At 40.6% G+C, this 17,211-nt stretch carries 12 protein-coding genes and 3 tRNA genes; 1 reads left to right on the top strand and 14 read right to left on the bottom strand.

The window, feature by feature from the left end; genetic code table 11:
• Positions 1–92: 92 nt before the first annotated feature.
• The 13 genes from PVV66_RS01465 to PVV66_RS01405 all read right to left on the bottom strand — a co-directional run bounded on the left by PVV66_RS01465 (position 93) and on the right by PVV66_RS01405 (position 15,145).
• The gene (locus PVV66_RS01465; protein WP_273718590.1) at positions 93–479 is read right to left on the bottom strand and encodes a MerR family DNA-binding transcriptional regulator; all 387 of its coding nucleotides are present in this window, start codon (positions 477–479) and stop codon (positions 93–95) included.
• A gap of 550 nt (positions 480–1,029) precedes the next feature.
• Complete coding sequence (gene rpoC / locus PVV66_RS01460) at positions 1,030–5,241, bottom strand: DNA-directed RNA polymerase subunit beta' (RefSeq protein ID WP_273718589.1); 4,212 nt, start codon at positions 5,239–5,241, stop codon at positions 1,030–1,032.
• Between the two features lie 170 nt (positions 5,242–5,411).
• A complete protein-coding gene (rpoB, locus tag PVV66_RS01455) occupies positions 5,412–9,563 on the bottom strand; it encodes a DNA-directed RNA polymerase subunit beta (RefSeq protein WP_273718587.1) in 4,152 nt (1,383 codons plus the stop codon).
• Positions 9,564–9,849: 286 nt separating this feature from the next.
• Positions 9,850–10,221, bottom strand: coding sequence for a 50S ribosomal protein L7/L12 (rplL, locus tag PVV66_RS01450; RefSeq protein WP_012231477.1), 372 nt, complete (start codon positions 10,219–10,221; stop codon positions 9,850–9,852).
• 101 nt (positions 10,222–10,322) lie between these two features.
• Positions 10,323–10,841: a 50S ribosomal protein L10 gene (gene rplJ, locus PVV66_RS01445; RefSeq protein WP_012231475.1), complete on the bottom strand. Its 519-nt coding sequence runs from the start codon at positions 10,839–10,841 to the stop codon at positions 10,323–10,325.
• A 354-nt stretch (positions 10,842–11,195) separates the two neighbouring features.
• Complete coding sequence (gene rplA, locus PVV66_RS01440; RefSeq protein ID WP_273718582.1) at positions 11,196–11,900, bottom strand: 50S ribosomal protein L1; 705 nt, start codon at positions 11,898–11,900, stop codon at positions 11,196–11,198.
• A gap of 4 nt (positions 11,901–11,904) precedes the next feature.
• Positions 11,905–12,333: a 50S ribosomal protein L11 gene (gene rplK / locus PVV66_RS01435; RefSeq protein ID WP_012231471.1), complete on the bottom strand. Its 429-nt coding sequence runs from the start codon at positions 12,331–12,333 to the stop codon at positions 11,905–11,907.
• 148 nt (positions 12,334–12,481) lie between these two features.
• Positions 12,482–13,012: a transcription termination/antitermination protein NusG gene (gene nusG, locus PVV66_RS01430; RefSeq protein WP_273718580.1), complete on the bottom strand. Its 531-nt coding sequence runs from the start codon at positions 13,010–13,012 to the stop codon at positions 12,482–12,484.
• A 20-nt stretch (positions 13,013–13,032) separates the two neighbouring features.
• Entirely contained in the window at positions 13,033–13,245 is a 213-nt protein-coding gene (gene secE, locus PVV66_RS01425) for a preprotein translocase subunit SecE (RefSeq protein ID WP_273718579.1), read from the bottom strand.
• A gap of 224 nt (positions 13,246–13,469) precedes the next feature.
• Positions 13,470–13,545: transfer RNA gene (locus tag PVV66_RS01420), tRNA-Trp, on the bottom strand.
• Between the two features lie 47 nt (positions 13,546–13,592).
• On the bottom strand, positions 13,593–14,768 hold the full coding sequence (tuf, locus tag PVV66_RS01415) for an elongation factor Tu (protein ID WP_012231465.1): 1,176 nt from the start codon (positions 14,766–14,768) through the stop codon (positions 13,593–13,595).
• A 188-nt stretch (positions 14,769–14,956) separates the two neighbouring features.
• Positions 14,957–15,030 (bottom strand) — tRNA-Gly (locus PVV66_RS01410).
• A gap of 31 nt (positions 15,031–15,061) precedes the next feature.
• A tRNA-Tyr gene (locus tag PVV66_RS01405) sits at positions 15,062–15,145 on the bottom strand.
• A gap of 205 nt (positions 15,146–15,350) precedes the next feature.
• Here PVV66_RS01405 and PVV66_RS01400 point away from each other — a divergent pair.
• Positions 15,351–16,181, top strand: a complete 831-nt coding sequence (locus tag PVV66_RS01400; protein WP_273718577.1) for an RNA methyltransferase — start codon at positions 15,351–15,353, stop codon at positions 16,179–16,181.
• Here PVV66_RS01400 and PVV66_RS01395 read toward each other — a convergent pair.
• Entirely contained in the window at positions 16,171–16,911 is a 741-nt protein-coding gene (locus PVV66_RS01395; RefSeq protein WP_273718576.1) for a rhomboid family intramembrane serine protease, read from the bottom strand. The genes PVV66_RS01400 and PVV66_RS01395 overlap by 11 nt on opposite strands.
• Between the last annotated feature and the right edge of the window lie 300 nt (positions 16,912–17,211).

The following is a 17,211-nucleotide window of genomic DNA, read 5'->3' as shown; positions in this document are numbered from 1 at the left end:
GTGCTAAAAAACACCCACCCATTAGGATAGTACAACCTATCCCTTTTAATGACAAGAAAATTGCCTAAAAGTAGATAAAATAAATTTCATAATCAACGATTAACCCCCAACTCTGCTAAGCTCTCAAAAAAAGCCTCCTCAATTCGTTCTAAATCCTGTAGAAGATCATCAATATCATGCTGCATCTTCTTTAAATCAGCTCGTTTTTTATGAATTCCTGCAATTAATTTCTTAAGCTTTTTCTCATCATCAGGTGGTTTTCCAACCATAGCCAACATATCAGATATTTCAGACAACGAAAATTTAACTCTTTTAGCACGCAGTATTTGTTTTAACTTATGACGATCCGTTTGTGTATAAAGCCGTGTACTTCCACGTCTGAAAGGAATAAGAAGCCCCTCTTCTTCATAATAACGCAAAGTCCGAGCTGTTATTGAAAACTCACGCGTCAATTCTCCAATGGAATAATATTCGTACATTTTATCATTCTGTCTTCATAGACCACATTGTTATAAGAAATATGTCTAATTTTTATAAAACTTGAGGCAAGCACTCTATTCTCTACTTTCCCGCACTCTAAAATGTAAAGACATACAGCCTTATCATACAAATATTATACAGCAAAAAACCAATTATTTTTTTAGATTACAGAAAAAACTACTGATCTTTCATTATAAGACCTTTTAAATCTTTATAGAAGATATCAATCAAAAATTTTCTTAAAATTCGAAATCAGCCGTTACTTTACTTGTAGAGAATACTCTCTTTTCCTTGGAATATGGCTTTTAGACTTCACGTATCTTGAAAAAAAATTCTATACAGCCTTCAGAAATAAGAAAACTTTAAAATAAAGCAATAAAAAAGATAAGCACCATCATAAAACAACAAACTATTCAAGATGAGTGAAATAACTATTACCTTATAATTTTTAACATTTTCAGGAAAATATGCAATTTCCGTATTTTGAGATAAAAAAACGCCTGAACTTTTTATTCAGACGTTTTTATATTATGTGACGCTATCTTTAAATTATTCAGCAACAGCTTCAGTTGTCATATTTGTCAACATAGCCTTGGCCACTTCGTTATTATTAGACTTACGTTGCTCATCTACAATCAAATCATCACGAACTGCTGCAATACGACGGATTTGAGAAATCGTGCCCCCTGTACCGGCAGGAATAAGACGACCGACAATAACGTTCTCTTTAAGACCTTGCAAAGTATCAATTTTACCAGAAACCGCTGCTTCGGTAAGAACACGCGTTGTTTCCTGAAACGATGCCGCCGAAATGAAAGAAGGCGTTTGAAGAGAAGCTTTTGTAATTCCAAGAAGAATGGGATTACCAGATGCAGGTTTTTTCCCTTCTGCAATCAAATTATCATTGATTTCATCAAGTTCAATACGATCAACATTATCACCTGGAATATAACCAGAATCTCCAGAGTCAGTAATTTCAACCTTTTGCAACATTTGACGAACAATCACTTCAATGTGCTTGTCATTGATAAGAACCCCCTGCAAACGATAAACCTCTTGAATCTCATTAACAAGGTAAGATGCCAAAGCTTCAACACCCTTGATTGCTAAAATATCATGAGGAGCTGGATTACCATCAAGGATATAATCACCCTTTTCAATTTGATCGCCTTCTTGGAAGTGAAACAACTTACCTTTTGGAATCAAATATTCTACTGCCTCAAGAGTTTCATCATTTGGTTCAATAATAATACGGCGTTTGTTCTTATAACCACGGCCAAATCGAATTGTACCACTGACTTCAGCAATAATCGCATGATCCTTTGGACGACGCGCTTCAAAAAGCTCTGCCACACGTGGTAGACCACCCGTAATATCTTTCGTCTTGGCACTTTCCATTGGCAAACGAGCAATAACATCACCAGCTTTAACATGCGCACCAAGCTCAACAGAAAGAATAGTTTCCACTGACATCATATAACGGGCTTCACCTCCCTTATATAATTTAGCGATGGATTTACCTTCTTTATCTGCATGAATAATAATGGCTGGTTTGAGCTCCGCACCACGTGGATTAGCACGCCAATCAATCACCAAACGCTTCGTAATCCCCGTCGATTCATCAGCTGTTTCAGTGACCGATAAACCATCAACCATATCTTCAAAACCCACATAGCCTTCAACTTCCGTTAAAATTGGACGTGTATAAGGATCCCATTCTGCTATACGTTGACCACGTTTAACCACATCACCATCATCAACAAAAATATGTGCTCCATAGCTAATACGATGCACAACGCGCTCTTTTCCTAACTCATCCTTGATAAGGATAGCCATATTACGCCCCATAACAACTAAATGTCCTTCAGAGTTACGCGCCACATTACGATTACGAATCTCCACCGTACCTTCATAAGATGCTTCTAAATACGATGAATCAACAACCTGTGCAGTTCCTCCTAGGTGGAAAGTACGCATAGTAAGCTGCGTTCCCGGCTCACCAATTGACTGAGCAGCAATAACACCAACAGCTTCTCCCTGATTAACCGGTGTTCCACGCGCCAAATCACGACCATAGCATTTTGCACAAACCCCAAGACGTGTTTCACATGTTAAAGCAGAACGAATTTGAACAGATTGAATTCCTGCTTCTTCAATCTTCGCGACATCGGCCTCCTCAATCATCGCTCCACCTTCAAGAATGACCTCTCCAGAGATAGGATGTAAAATATCAACAAGGGCTGTACGACCAAGAATTCTTTGCCCAAGAGAAGCAACAATTTGTCCGGCATCAACAATTGGCTGCATGGTAAGCCCTTTTGCCGTACCACAATCAACGGCTGAAATAATAGCATCCTGTGCAACATCAACAAGACGCCGTGTTAGATAACCAGAGTTCGCCGTTTTTAACGCAGTATCAGCAAGTCCTTTACGCGCACCATGTGTGGAGTTGAAGTATTCGTTAACAGTCAGACCTTCCTTAAAATTTGAAATAATAGGTGTTTCAATAATTTCACCCGATGGTTTTGCCATTAATCCACGCATACCAGCCAATTGTCTCATCTGGTTAGCAGAACCACGGGCACCAGAATGCGACATCATATAGATCGAATTCATAGGCCGTTGACGACCTGTTTTAGGATCAAAATCGACAGCTTGAATTCGTTTCATCATTTCATCTGCAACACGGTCTGTACATTTACCCCAAGCATCTACAACCTTATTGTATTTTTCACCTTGTGTAATCAAACCATCATTATATTGCTGTTCGTATTCCTTAGCCAAAGCTTCTGTTTCTGCAACCAAACGCGACTTGCTATCAGGAATAACCATATCATCCTTACCAAATGAAATTCCTGCACGACAAGCATAAGAAAAACCAAGCTGCATAATACGGTCACAAAAAATAACCGTCTCTTTTTGTCCACAGTGGCGATAAACATAATCAATCATTTTAGAAATATTCTTTTTTGTCATTTCTTGATTGACAATATCAAATGAGATATTCGGATTTTTGGGCAAAAGCTCACCGATAATCAAACGACCAGGTGTCGTATCATAAAGTTTAGCGACTTCTTTTCCATCCTTGCCGATATTCTTAACACGGCCTTTAATCTTCGTATGAAGCGTTACGACCTTATTTTCCAAGGCATAATGAAGCTCACCTATATCAGAAAAAGCCATTCCCTCACCTGGTTCTTTTTCAGAAACAATCGAGAGATAATAAAGTCCAAGAACCATATCCTGTGATGGAACAATAATGGGGGCACCATTAGCTGGATGAAGAATATTATTAGTCGACATCATCAAAACACGAGCTTCAAGCTGTGCTTCAAGAGAAAGTGGAACGTGAACAGCCATCTGATCTCCATCAAAATCCGCATTAAAAGCGGTACATACCAATGGATGAAGTTGGATAGCCTTTCCTTCAATTAAGATAGGTTCAAAAGCCTGAATCCCCAAACGGTGCAATGTTGGCGCACGATTGAGTAAAACAGGATGTTCACGAATAACCTCATCCAAAATATCCCAAACTTCTGGATGCTCTTTTTCAACAAGCTTTTTTGCTTGTTTTACAGTTGAGGAATATCCTTTCGCATCAAGCCGCGCATAAATAAAGGGCTTAAATAATTCAAGGGCCATTTTTTTGGGAAGACCACATTGATGTAATTTTAATTCAGGACCTGTCACGATAACAGAACGACCCGAGTAATCAACACGCTTTCCAAGTAAGTTTTGACGGAAACGACCTTGTTTACCCTTTAACATATCTGAAAGAGATTTTAACGGACGTTTATTGGCCCCCGTAATCACACGCCCACGCCGTCCGTTATCAAACAATGCGTCAACAGCTTCTTGCACCATACGCTTTTCATTACGCACGATAATTCCAGGAGCACGCAATTCAATCAGCCGTTTCAAGCGGTTATTACGATTGATAACACGTCGATAAAGATCATTCAGATCTGATGTCGCGAAACGTCCACCATCAAGCGGAACCAATGGACGTAAATCCGGTGGAATAACCGGAATTGTTTTCATAATCATCCACTCTGGTTTATTCCCAGACTCAAGAAAATTTTCTACGATCTTAAGTCGTTTAATTAATTTTTTCTGCTTTAACTCTGAAGTTGTTTCAGCTAATTCGAGACGCAAATCATTGGCAATTTTATCTAACTCCATACTCGCTAAAAGCTCGTAAATAGCCTCAGCGCCAATCATAGCTGTAAACTGATCTTCTCCAAACTCATCAATAGCAAGCATATATTCTTCTTCAGAAAGAAGCTGGTGGAGCTTAAGAGATGTCAACCCTGGTTCGGTTACAATATAATTCTCAAAATAAAGAACACGCTCAATATCTTTTAAAGTCAAATCTAAAAGTGTAGAAATACGGCCTGGTAACGATTTAAGAAACCATATATGTGCAACAGGTGCTGCAAGCTCAATGTGCCCCATACGCTCACGACGTACGCGCGAAAGAGTAACCTCCACTCCACATTTTTCACAAATAATGCCCTTATATTTCATACGCTTATATTTGCCGCATAGACATTCATAGTCCTTAATCGGGCCAAATATACGTGCACAAAAAAGACCATCCCGCTCTGGTTTAAAAGTCCGATAATTAATAGTCTCAGGCTTCTTAATCTCACCATACGACCAGGACAAAATTTTCTCAGGACTCGCAATGGAAATACGAATAGAGTCAAATGTCTGCGCTGGCGCTTGAGGATTGAAAAGATTCATGACCTCGTGGTTCATGCTGTTCTCCTTCAAAGATTCTTAGAACCTGTTGTAATATCTCTTTTTATTTTATAACAGATCTTCTTTAAAATACATTTACTTTTAAAAATGATCTACACAACCCGAATAAGGTTATTGAGCCTTTTAAAGTAATCAGAGCGCAACCTTTTTCCAGTGCGCTCCTTGAATTATTGTTCTACCCTCTCAGATAAAACACGCTGTGCAATAAGTTCACGTGCATCATCAAGCTCTACATTAAGAGCGAGTGAACGCATTTCTTTCACCAACACATTAAAGCTCTCAGGTATACCGGCTTCAAATGTATCATCACCACGCACAATCGCTTCATAGACTTTCGTCCGCCCAGCAACATCATCCGATTTGACGGTCAACATCTCCTGCAAAGTGTATGCAGCACCATAAGCTTCAAGGGCCCACACCTCCATTTCACCAAAACGCTGTCCACCAAACTGTGCCTTACCTCCCAATGGTTGTTGCGTAACAAGTGAATAGGGACCAATAGAACGTGCATGAATCTTATCATCAACAAGGTGATGCAATTTCAACATGTAAATATACCCCACCGTTACTGGACGATCAAAAGGCTCTCCTGTGCGACCATCATAAAGCGTAACCTGCCCTGAACTATCTAAGCCTGCATCTTCCAGCATCATGTTGATATCAGACTCATGTGCTCCATCAAAAACAGGCGTTGCAATTGAAACACCTTTCTTCATCTGAAGTGCCAATTTATAAAGGCTTTCGTTATCATACTGACGCACAGGTTCATTATGATAATCATCCGGCATAAGATTTTCAATACGCTGACGTAAAGGAAGTATATCACCAGTCTCTTGATATAATTCCAACAAATCACCAATCTTTTTGCCCATCCCCGCACATGCCCAACCAAGGTGCGTCTCAAGAATTTGCCCAACATTCATACGACTAGGCACACCAAGCGGATTTAAGACGATATCAGCATGCGTTCCATCTTCAAGAAATGGCATATCTTCTACGGGAAGAATACGTGAGACAACACCCTTATTCCCGTGACGTCCCGCCATCTTATCACCTGGTTGAATTTTGCGCTTCACAGCCACAAAAACCTTTACCATTTTCATGACACCAGGAGGCATTTCATCACCTCTTTGGACCTTTTCAACTTTATCCATAAAGCGACGTTGTAATGCTTCTTTTGATTCATCATATTGCTTGCGCAGAGCTTCAATTTCATTTTGAAGCTTTTCATCCTCAACAGCAAATTGCCACCACTGCGAACGCGGATAACGCCCCATCACCGTACTATCAAGCTTTTTGCTCTCCGAAAAGCCTTTCGGACCTTCTACAGCGACTTTCCCTGTCAACATATCGGTAAGACGCGCATAAACATTGCGATCAAGAATCGACTGCTCATCATCACGATCTTTCGCTAAACGCTCAATTTCTTCACGCTCAATTGCCATAGCGCGCTCATCTTTCTCCACACCATGGCGATTAAAAACGCGAACCTCAACAACAGTACCAAACGTCCCAGGCGGCATACGCATAGAAGTATCACGAACATCAGATGCCTTTTCACCAAAAATTGCTCGCAGAAGCTTCTCTTCCGGTGTCATGGGACTCTCACCCTTTGGTGTAATCTTTCCAACCAAAATATCACCCGGTTGAACTTCAGCACCAATATAAATAATGCCAGCTTCGTCAAGATTCCTTAATGCTTCTTCCGCAACATTAGGAATGTCACGGGTAATTTCCTCAGGACCAAGTTTTGTATCCCGTGCTGCAACTTCAAATTCCTCAATATGAATTGAAGTAAACACATCATCCGCAACAATGCGCTCAGATAACAAAATGGAATCTTCGTAGTTGTATCCATTCCACGGCATAAACGCGACAAGAACATTCCGCCCAAGAGCCAAATCACCAAGATCTGTGGATGGACCATCTGCAATGATATCACCCTTCTCTACCCGATCACCAACATGCACAAGAGGACGCTGATTAATACAAGTGGATTGATTAGAACGCTGAAATTTTTGTAAGCGATAAATATCAACGCCTGATTTTGAAGGATCTAAATCTTCTGTTGCACGGATAACAATACGGGTAGCATCAACTTGATCAACAATACCACTCCGTTTTGCGCTCACAGCAGCTCCTGAATCTCGTGCAACAACGGCTTCCATTCCCGTACCAACAAATGGCGCCTCAGCGCGTACAAGAGGAACTGCCTGACGCTGCATGTTCGATCCCATCAGTGCACGATTCGCATCATCATTTTCCAAAAAAGGAATAAGCGCGGCTGCAACTGAAACCAACTGTTTTGGTGAAACATCCATCAAATCAACATGATCGCGCGGCGCCATTAAAACTTCACCAGCATGACGGCAAACAACAAACTCTTCTATAAAACAGCCTTCACTATCTAATGAAGAATTTGCTTGAGCAACATAATGCTTTGCTTCTTCCATCGCTGAAAGATAAATAACTTCTTTGGTGACTTTACCATCAATAATTTTACGATATGGGCTTTCAATAAAGCCATATTTGTTAACCCGAGCAAATGTTGCTAAGGAGTTAATGAGGCCAATATTGGGGCCTTCTGGTGTTTCAATCGGACAAATACGACCATAATGCGTAGGATGGACGTCACGAACTTCAAAACCCGCACGCTCACGTGTCAAGCCACCTGGACCAAGAGCAGAAAGACGGCGCTTATGGGTGATTTCTGACAATGGATTGGTTTGATCCATAAACTGTGATAATTGTGAAGACCCAAAGAACTCGCGAACTGCTGCTGCAGCAGGCTTTGCATTGATCAAATCCTGCGGCATAACTGTATCAATTTCAACCGATGACATACGCTCTTTTATCGCACGCTCCATACGCAGCAAACCAATGCGATATTGATTTTCCATCAACTCCCCAACGGAACGAACACGACGATTGCCTAGATTATCAATATCATCAATTTCACCACGGCCATCACGCAATTCAACCAACATCTTAACAACAGCAAGAATATCCTCTTGACGTAAAACGCGAACTGTATCTGGACAATCAAGATCCATACGCAAATTCATCTTAACACGTCCAACAGCTGAAAGATCATAACGCTCTGGATCAAAAAACAATGAATGAAACATTGCTTCTGCTGTATCGATTGTTGGGGGCTCACCTGGACGCATTACTCGGTAAATATCAAACAATGCATCCTGTCGACTTTCATTTTTATCCACCTTTAAAGTATTGCGAATATAAGCTCCAATATTCATGTGATCAATATCAAGGATATTGATTTGATCAGCACTAACATCAAGCAAAACTTTTAATACTTTTTCGTCAATTTCATCACCAGCTTCAAGGTAAATCTCACCTGTCTCGTAATTGACGATATCTTCGGCAAGATAACACCCTAATAAATCATATTCACTAACTTTAACCGCCTTGAGGCCTTTTTCTGCCAAAGACTTTGCAGTACGAACTGTTAGCTTTTTACCAGCCTCTGCAACAACTTCACCACTATCTGCATCTATAAGGTCAGAAATGAGCTTCATTCCTTTAAAGCGATCAACAGAATAAGGAACACGCCACCCTTCTCCATCACGCTCATAAGCCACTTTATCATAAAACGTCGACAAAATATCCGACGCATCCATACCTAATGCCATTAAAAGACTGGTAACAGGAATCTTGCGCCGCCGATCAATACGCGCATAAATGATGTCCTTAGCATCAAACTCAATATCCAGCCAAGAGCCACGATAGGGAATAACACGAGCTGCAAAAAGAAGCTTTCCCGATGAATGAGACTTGCCCTTATCATGATCAAAAAAGACACCAGGAGAACGGTGCATCTGAGAAACAATAACACGCTCCGTACCATTAACGATAAAGGTACCATTCGTCGTCATTAAAGGCATATCACCCATATAAACGCCTTGTTCTTTAATGTCTTTGATATCTTTGGAGCCAGTATCCTCATCAACATCAAAAACAATCAAACGCAATATCACCTTTAATGGGGCTGCATAAGTTAAATCACGTTGACGACATTCTTCAACATCAAATTTCGGTAAATCAAATTCATAACCAACAAACTCAAGCATAGCCGTACCGGAAAAATCGGAAATAGGAAATACCGATTTAAAAACAGCTTGCAAACCTTCATCTGGTCGTCCACCTTTCGGTTCCTCAACCATGAGAAACTGATCATATGACGCTTTTTGAACCTCAATAAGATTCGGCATCTCTGCTACTTCAGGAATCTTACCAAAAAATTTGCGTACCCGCTTACGACCATTGAATTGAGACATCATTGCGTGAGTCTGAGCCATCGTCGCTCCTTGATCCTTACTCTTCAAGGTAGACCAACCTTGAAAGCCTTATATCATTAACCTGCAAATGCAGACCAGTTTACTTGACACCCAATAATGAGCATCATGAACTTTCCCCACCAACACAAGCCTTTCTTTGGCTTGGCTCCATGATGAGGGATGAGTAACCCAAACCTATACCCATTCCTGCAATTAAACCATTGGTAAAAGTTTTTTTACTCATTATTTTTCCTCTTTTTAGAGAAAGAAAATCGGCGAACATATATGGCCGCCGATAAAATTAAATTTATTTAAGTTCAACTTTAGCACCAGCAGCTTCAAGTTGAGATTTAATTTTCTCTGCTTCTTCTTTAGAAGCGCCTTCTTTAATAGGCTTAGGTGCTCCTTCAACCAGATCTTTTGCTTCTTTAAGACCAAGTCCCGTAAGAGCACGAACTTCTTTAATAACATTAATTTTTTGCGCGCCACCTTCAACAAGAATAACATCAAATTCTGTTTTTTCTTCAGCAGCTGGAGCAGCAGCACCAGCAACAGCAGCGACAGCAACAGGAGCAGCAGCCGAAACGCCCCACTTTTCTTCAAGTAACTTAGAAAGCTCAGCAGCTTCCAAAAGGGTTAGATTAGAAAGGTCTTCTACGATCTTCGCTAGATCAGCCATTTTTAAATTCCTTTAATTAAAAGATTTGAACCATTATTAAAACTTATTCAAAAAAACAGAAAAGCATTAAAGCTCTTCCATCAACGTGAATACAAACAGCCTTAAGCCGCCTTATCCTCCTGAGCATATGCTCCAATGACACGTGCAACCTGACCTGCTGGTGCATTAACAACCTGTGCAATACGGGTCGCAGGAGTAGAAATCATACCCACAAGTTTTGCCCGCAACTCGTTTAATGAAGGCAATGAAGCCAATGACTTCACAGCGTCTACAGTTAAACTTGTTGCACCCATTGAACCGCCAAGGATGACAAATTTGTCATTGCTTTTTGCAAAATCAACAGCAACTTTTGGTGCTGTGATTGGATCTTCTGAATAAGCAATAAGTGTTTGTCCTGTAAACAAACCCGCTATCGATTCAGATTCCGTGCCCTGAAGAGCGATTTTAGCAAGACGGTTTTTGGCGACTTTAACGGCACCGCCAGCTTCACCCATTTTCGAACGCAGATCGTTCATCTGTGAAACTGTCAGACCGGAATAATGTGCAACAACAACAGAACCAGACTTTTGAAAAGCCTCGTTAAGCCATGTAACAAATTCGCGTTTTTCCGCTCTATTCACTGTCTCTCTCCATTTAACAGATTTGCTTAAAACAAACCTGTTGGTTACCTTTGATAACATAAAACATTTCATGTTACCGATGAGGATCCTGTCCCCTTTTTCACGCACAGCGTTCAAAGGCAACCCTGGCTCAAACCCTTTAAGTCTTTTAACTCTCAGTTTTTACCCCAGTCTCATGCAGGTTTTTTTGATTAAGATACTTAAAGCATCACCTACAATCTCGGACAGGATATTCCGGAATTTCTCCCGGTATAACCTAAGCCCTATAAAGCTTAGATGGCTAAATGTCGGTTAAAACCGACATTTAAAATATAATTTTAATCGTCACTTACCTCAAAAAAATTATAAATCAGTTTATACTGACTCTGAACGAACCGTTGCTGGATCAACTTTAACACCAACCCCCATAGTCGAAGAAACAGCAACGCGCTTAACATACTCACCTTTTGCACCTTGCGGCTTTGCTTTAATAACAGCACTTGCAAAGGCTTTAATATTTCCTACGATTTTTTCAACGCCAAAAGAAGCTTTCCCAATACCAGCATGCACAATACCAGCTTTTTCAACACGAAATTCGACAGCACCACCTTTAGAAGCTTTGACAGCACCGGCAACATCAACTGTTACAGTACCAACTTTTGGATTTGGCATCAAACTCCGTGGACCAAGAATCTTACCAAGACGACCAACAAGAGGCATCATATCTGGTGTTGCAATACAACGATCAAAGTTAATCTTCCCCCCATTAATGCTTTCAAACAAATCTTCAGCACCCACGATATCGGCCCCCGCTGCCTTAGCTTCCTCAGCCTTATCTCCACGAGCAAAAACGGCAACACGAACATTTCGTCCCGTTCCGTTAGGCAAATGCGCAACACCTCGAACCATTTGATCAGCATGACGAGGATCAACACCCAAGTTCATTGAAATCTCAATTGTTTCATCAAACTTAGCTACAGCACGCTCCTTAACCATTGAAACAGCATCATTCAAAGCGTAAAGTTGATTAAAATCAACATCTTTGCGGATATTTTTTATTCTCTTTGCTACTTTTGCCATAACATTAGCCCACCACTTCCAAGCCCATCGAGCGCGCAGAACCTTCAACCATACGCATTGCTGCCTCAATGTCATTTGCATTAAGATCTTTCATCTTTGATTCCGCAATCGAGCGAATTTTATCGCGAGAGATACTTCCTACGGACACTTTACCGGGCTCTTTTGAACCAGATTTCAGTTGTGCTTCTTTCTTTAAAAAGAACGATACAGGAGGTGTCTTGAGAGAAAATGTGAAAGACTTATCTTGGTAATACGTAATAACAACTGGAATCGGTGCCCCCTTTTCCATTTCTTGTGTCGCTGCATTAAACGCCTTACAAAATTCCATGATATTAATACCACGTTGACCAAGAGCTGGACCAATCGGTGGAGATGGAGTAGCAGCCCCTGCAGGAACCTGCAACTTGAGCTGACCTATACTTTTTTTTGCCATAATAATCTGCCTTCAATTTCACTGGTACACTAACAATTCATCTTGCTCGCTACCCGCTGCAGTCATGTGGTTCGGATCATTAAGCCGACAAAAGCCATAAATCACCTCCCACTCCTTCCTTAAAGTAATTAAACTACTCTAAGCTTAATCAGAGTTTTTCAACCTGACCAAATTCCAAATCAACAGGCGTAGGACGCCCAAAAATGAGCACTTCAACCTTAAGACGAGAGCGCTCTTCTTCAACCTCTTGAACAATTCCATTAAACGAAACAAAAGGACCATCAGCAACGCGAACTTGCTCTCCAACCTCAAACGACACAGAAGACTTTGGAGATTCAACTCCTTCCTGAACTTGTTTGAGAATTTGCTCAACTTCTCGATCAGAAATGGGAACAGGACGTGCCTCAGACCCTAAAAAACCTGTCACTTTAGGCGTATTTTTAATAAGATGATAAACCTCATCTGTTAATTCAGCACGAACAAGAACATAACCAGGAAAAAATTTCCGTTCAGTATCAACCTTGCGTCCACGACGAACTTCTACAACACGCTCCGTTGGAACAAAAATCTTTTCAAACAAATGATCAAGTCCCTTTTGCTTTGCCTCCTTATCAATAGCCTCCGCTACTTTCTTTTCAAAATTTGAATATGCCTGAACAATATACCAACGAGCTGCCACAGTCACACTTCCTTACATTCTCAACTAAAAAGATATTTCAGAAGATCAATAACCCGCCAAACACCAAAATGCATAACCTGATCCACAATAAAAAAGAAAGCTGAAGCCAATGCCGTTACCAACAAAACCATAACAGTAGAAATAACCGTCTCGCGACGCGTAGGCCACTTCACTTTAACTGTTTCTGCATAAACCTGCTTCAAAAAGGCAATTGGGTTGGTTTTAGATGCCATCGTCACACTATACTCTCTCTAGCCTTATATACTCTCTTCTAGTCCTATTGTGCTTTATCCCCAAAAAAATAAATACGAAAAAAATGCAAAAGCCACCTTTCAGACTGATGCAATTTTCTACTTCCTATCCAATAGCGTTTCACACACAAAAAAACAAGCCCCATATAAAAAAAAGCGAAAAAGGCAGCAAGACCTGCCCTCACATCTAAAATCCTATTCCCCTTTGGCAGGGGCAGCAGGACTTGAACCCGCGACCTGCGGTTTTGGAGACCGCCGCTCTACCAACTGAGCTATACCCCTAACTCTCAAGACTAAAACACCTTTAGCAAGCTTTCAATAAGCATTATTTATTCAATGATCTTAGAGACGATACCTGCACCAACAGTACGACCACCTTCACGAATAGCAAAACGAAGCTTCTCTTCCATCGCTATCGGCACGATCAGAGACACATCCATCGCAACATTATCCCCTGGCATAACCATCTCTGTTCCCTCTGGAAGCGTAACAATACCCGTAACATCCGTCGTACGGAAGTAAAACTGAGGGCGATAGTTCGTGAAAAACGGCGTATGACGACCGCCTTCATCTTTCGTCAAAATATAAGCCTCTGCTTTAAAACGTGTATGAGGCGTAACAGATCCGGGCTTCGCCAATACTTGACCTCGCTCAATCCCTTCACGGTCAACACCGCGAAGCAGAGCACCAATATTATCACCCGCTTGACCTTGATCTAAAAGCTTACGGAACATTTCAACACCTGTGACTGTTGTCTTAGATGTTGGACGAATTCCGATAATCTCGATTTCTTCCCCAACCTTAATAACACCGCGCTCAACACGACCCGTAACAACTGTTCCACGACCTGAAATCGAAAAGACATCTTCTATCGGCATCAAGAATGGTTGATCAACAGGACGTTCAGGGGTTGGAATATACTTATCAACCTCACTCATCAAAAGACGAACCGCATCTTCACCAATGCTTTTATCCTTGTCCTCAAGGGCAGCCAACGCTGAACCTTTAACAATTGGCACATCATCACCAGGAAAATCATATTTAGATAAAAGTTCCCGAACCTCAAGCTCTACAAGATCTAAAAGTTCGCTATCATCAACCTGATCAACTTTATTAAGAAAAACAACAATCGCAGGAACACCAACCTGACGGGCTAGCAAAATATGCTCACGCGTCTGAGGCATTGGGCCATCAGCCGCAGAAACAACCAGAATAGCACCATCCATCTGAGCTGCCCCTGTGATCATGTTTTTCACATAATCTGCGTGTCCGGGGCAATCAACGTGGGCATAGTGACGATTTTCTGTTTCATACTCAACGTGGGCTGTAGAAATGGTAATTCCACGGGCGCGCTCTTCTGGTGCTGCATCAATTTGGTCATATGCTTTAAACTCACCAAAAAATTTCGTAATCGCTGCTGTCAATGATGTCTTCCCATGATCAACGTGACCAATCGTACCTATATTAACATGCGGTTTTGTACGTTCAAATTTGCTCTTCGCCATTGCTATTAATCTCTTGTTTTATTCTCTATCTTTGTTAGCACCTAGAAACAGGCCTGCAAAACTGAATTCAACTGGACCGTACACCAAGCCCAATCACCACAACTCTTAACCTTAGACGGAAAATCCCGCCCACTTTAATAATGGAATACCTTCCATCATACCTACTTGCCTAATCATCAACAACCATTTGGAGCGGGTAGCGGGAATCGAACCCGCATATTCAGCTTGGAAGGCTGCTGCTCTACCATTGAGCTATACCCGCATGATCCACCTACTAACACTCCTTCGATGAATGGTGGAGGGGGTTGGATTCGAACCAACGTAGCATACGCAACGGATTTACAGTCCGCCCCCTTTAACCACTCGGGCACCCCTCCATTACACCGGCAAAGTCGCGCGATGAGGCATCACGACAATCATCTCGAACACCCATTCAATTCAATCTGATTGCGAAGTGGTTATGACGATTACGATTGTATCTGTCAACAGAATAAATACAATTCTGTACAAATTTCCTGCTCATATTTTTAAATCATAGATTTTTTCTAGCACTTTTTCTTATTAAAACGCTATAAAGAAGTTATGAAAGAAAAAACATCACAAAATTCTCATTATGCTCGTTTACGTCGCCGATATCGGGATACGAAAGGCTCTCCTTCTCGATCTTCCACAAATCTGAAGAAGGGAGCTGCTTCTTTACAGCAAGGGATAATCCATCTTTATGGCATTCATGCCGTTCAGGCTGCTTTAAAAAACCCAAAAAGAATTTTTAAATGTCTGTACGTTACACAAAATGCCTTAAAAAGATTAAATATATCCGAATCAGATTATCCTTGCTCTGTTAAATTATGCGCCCCCAAATATCTTGATTCGCTTGTTGGAAGTGAGGCAGTTCATCAAGGGGTTGTTTTGGAAACCTCTCCTCTCAAACCATGCAAACTATCGGAATTAACCAATACTGATCTGGTCATTGTCATGGATCAAATTACTGATCCACATAATGTTGGCGCTATTATGCGCTCTGCCGTTGCATTTAAAGCGAAGGCACTTATTACCACTTTCCGTCATTCTCCCCACGAAAGTGGCGTTCTTGCAAAAGCAGCATCAGGGGCTCTAGAAATGATTCATTATATTACCGTACGAAACCTCGCTGAAACTCTTCAAGAACTCCACCAAACAGGTTTTACAAGCTTTGGTCTCGATTCAGAAGGGGATCAACCTCTAGAAACAACATTAACAGGGAATAAAATTGCTCTTGTTTTAGGAGCAGAAGGTAAAGGTTTACGAAAAAAAACACGTGAAACCGTTTGTGCTCTAGCGCGCCTTGATATGCCTGGAAATATTAAATCATTAAATGTTTCAAACGCAGCAACAATAGCGCTTTATGTGGCGCATAAATATCTTAGATTCTAGTTTTTAATTTTTTTTGTGAAACATCAAAAAAGCCAACCAACAAAAAACCCGCTAAAAACCCGCCAATATGCGCTTCCCATGCTATTGAGAGACCATTTTCTTCAAACAGAATGGAAGAAATACCTATGATAAAATCAGCTGCCAGCCATACACTTATATAAATAAGTACGCCTTTGGAACAAAGGGCTTTTTTGATGGATAATAAAGACCCAAAAGGTTTTTCGTTCTGCGCATTGACACCTAAATAGCTGCTAGGGAAACCGTAACGTGCAATAGCTCCCATCATTCCAGATACGGAACCTGATGCCCCAACAAGTGATATGATACTTTCTTGATGAAATGTAAAATAAGTCAAAACAGAAATAACTGCCGTTAACACCCAAAAAACTAAAAAACGTAAAACACCAAAATGCCTTACTAAAGGAGAGCCAAAAACCAAAAGCCAAACCATATTAAGAGCAACATGTTTAAAACTACCATGCATAAATGAATAACTCACCATGGTATAGAAAAATGCGATAGGATCCTTCTTAAACAATGCTGGTGTAAATGAAAAAAACTCAAAACTCTCAATATAAAGCTGACGAGAAAAAAAATACTGAGGAATGCAATAAAGACAAAAACAAAATGCTATCAAGACAACAATAATAAACGGAACATTCAATAAAGGTTCTTTAGATTGTCTCGGCAATCGGGAAACATTCTTATATTGATGACGAGAATCTTTCATTATATAAAATCTCATATTCTTTAAAATAACTGGTTATTCTTTACACAAAATAAAGATACTACTATCCAAGTAATAAGGAATCTTTTAGCGCCTCTTAGCCCCCCTTTTTAATCTTCAATAGCTCACCGTAAAAACATGTGTCTCTTATACAAAAGATTTTGAAAAGTATGGATATCAAAAATATGATTCACAAAATGAGCGATATCCTGCTTATTGAAATATGAAGGTTTTCACGCAATATGCAAGAGCTTATGAATAAAGAAAATCACTTATAAAGCAGTCTATAATGAAAATGTAAAA

The sequence above is a fragment of the Bartonella sp. AU16XJBT genome (assembly GCF_028618665.1).
Classification (GTDB): Bacteria; Pseudomonadota; Alphaproteobacteria; order Rhizobiales; family Rhizobiaceae; genus Bartonella.
This window is presented reverse-complemented; position numbering and strand designations above follow the sequence as displayed.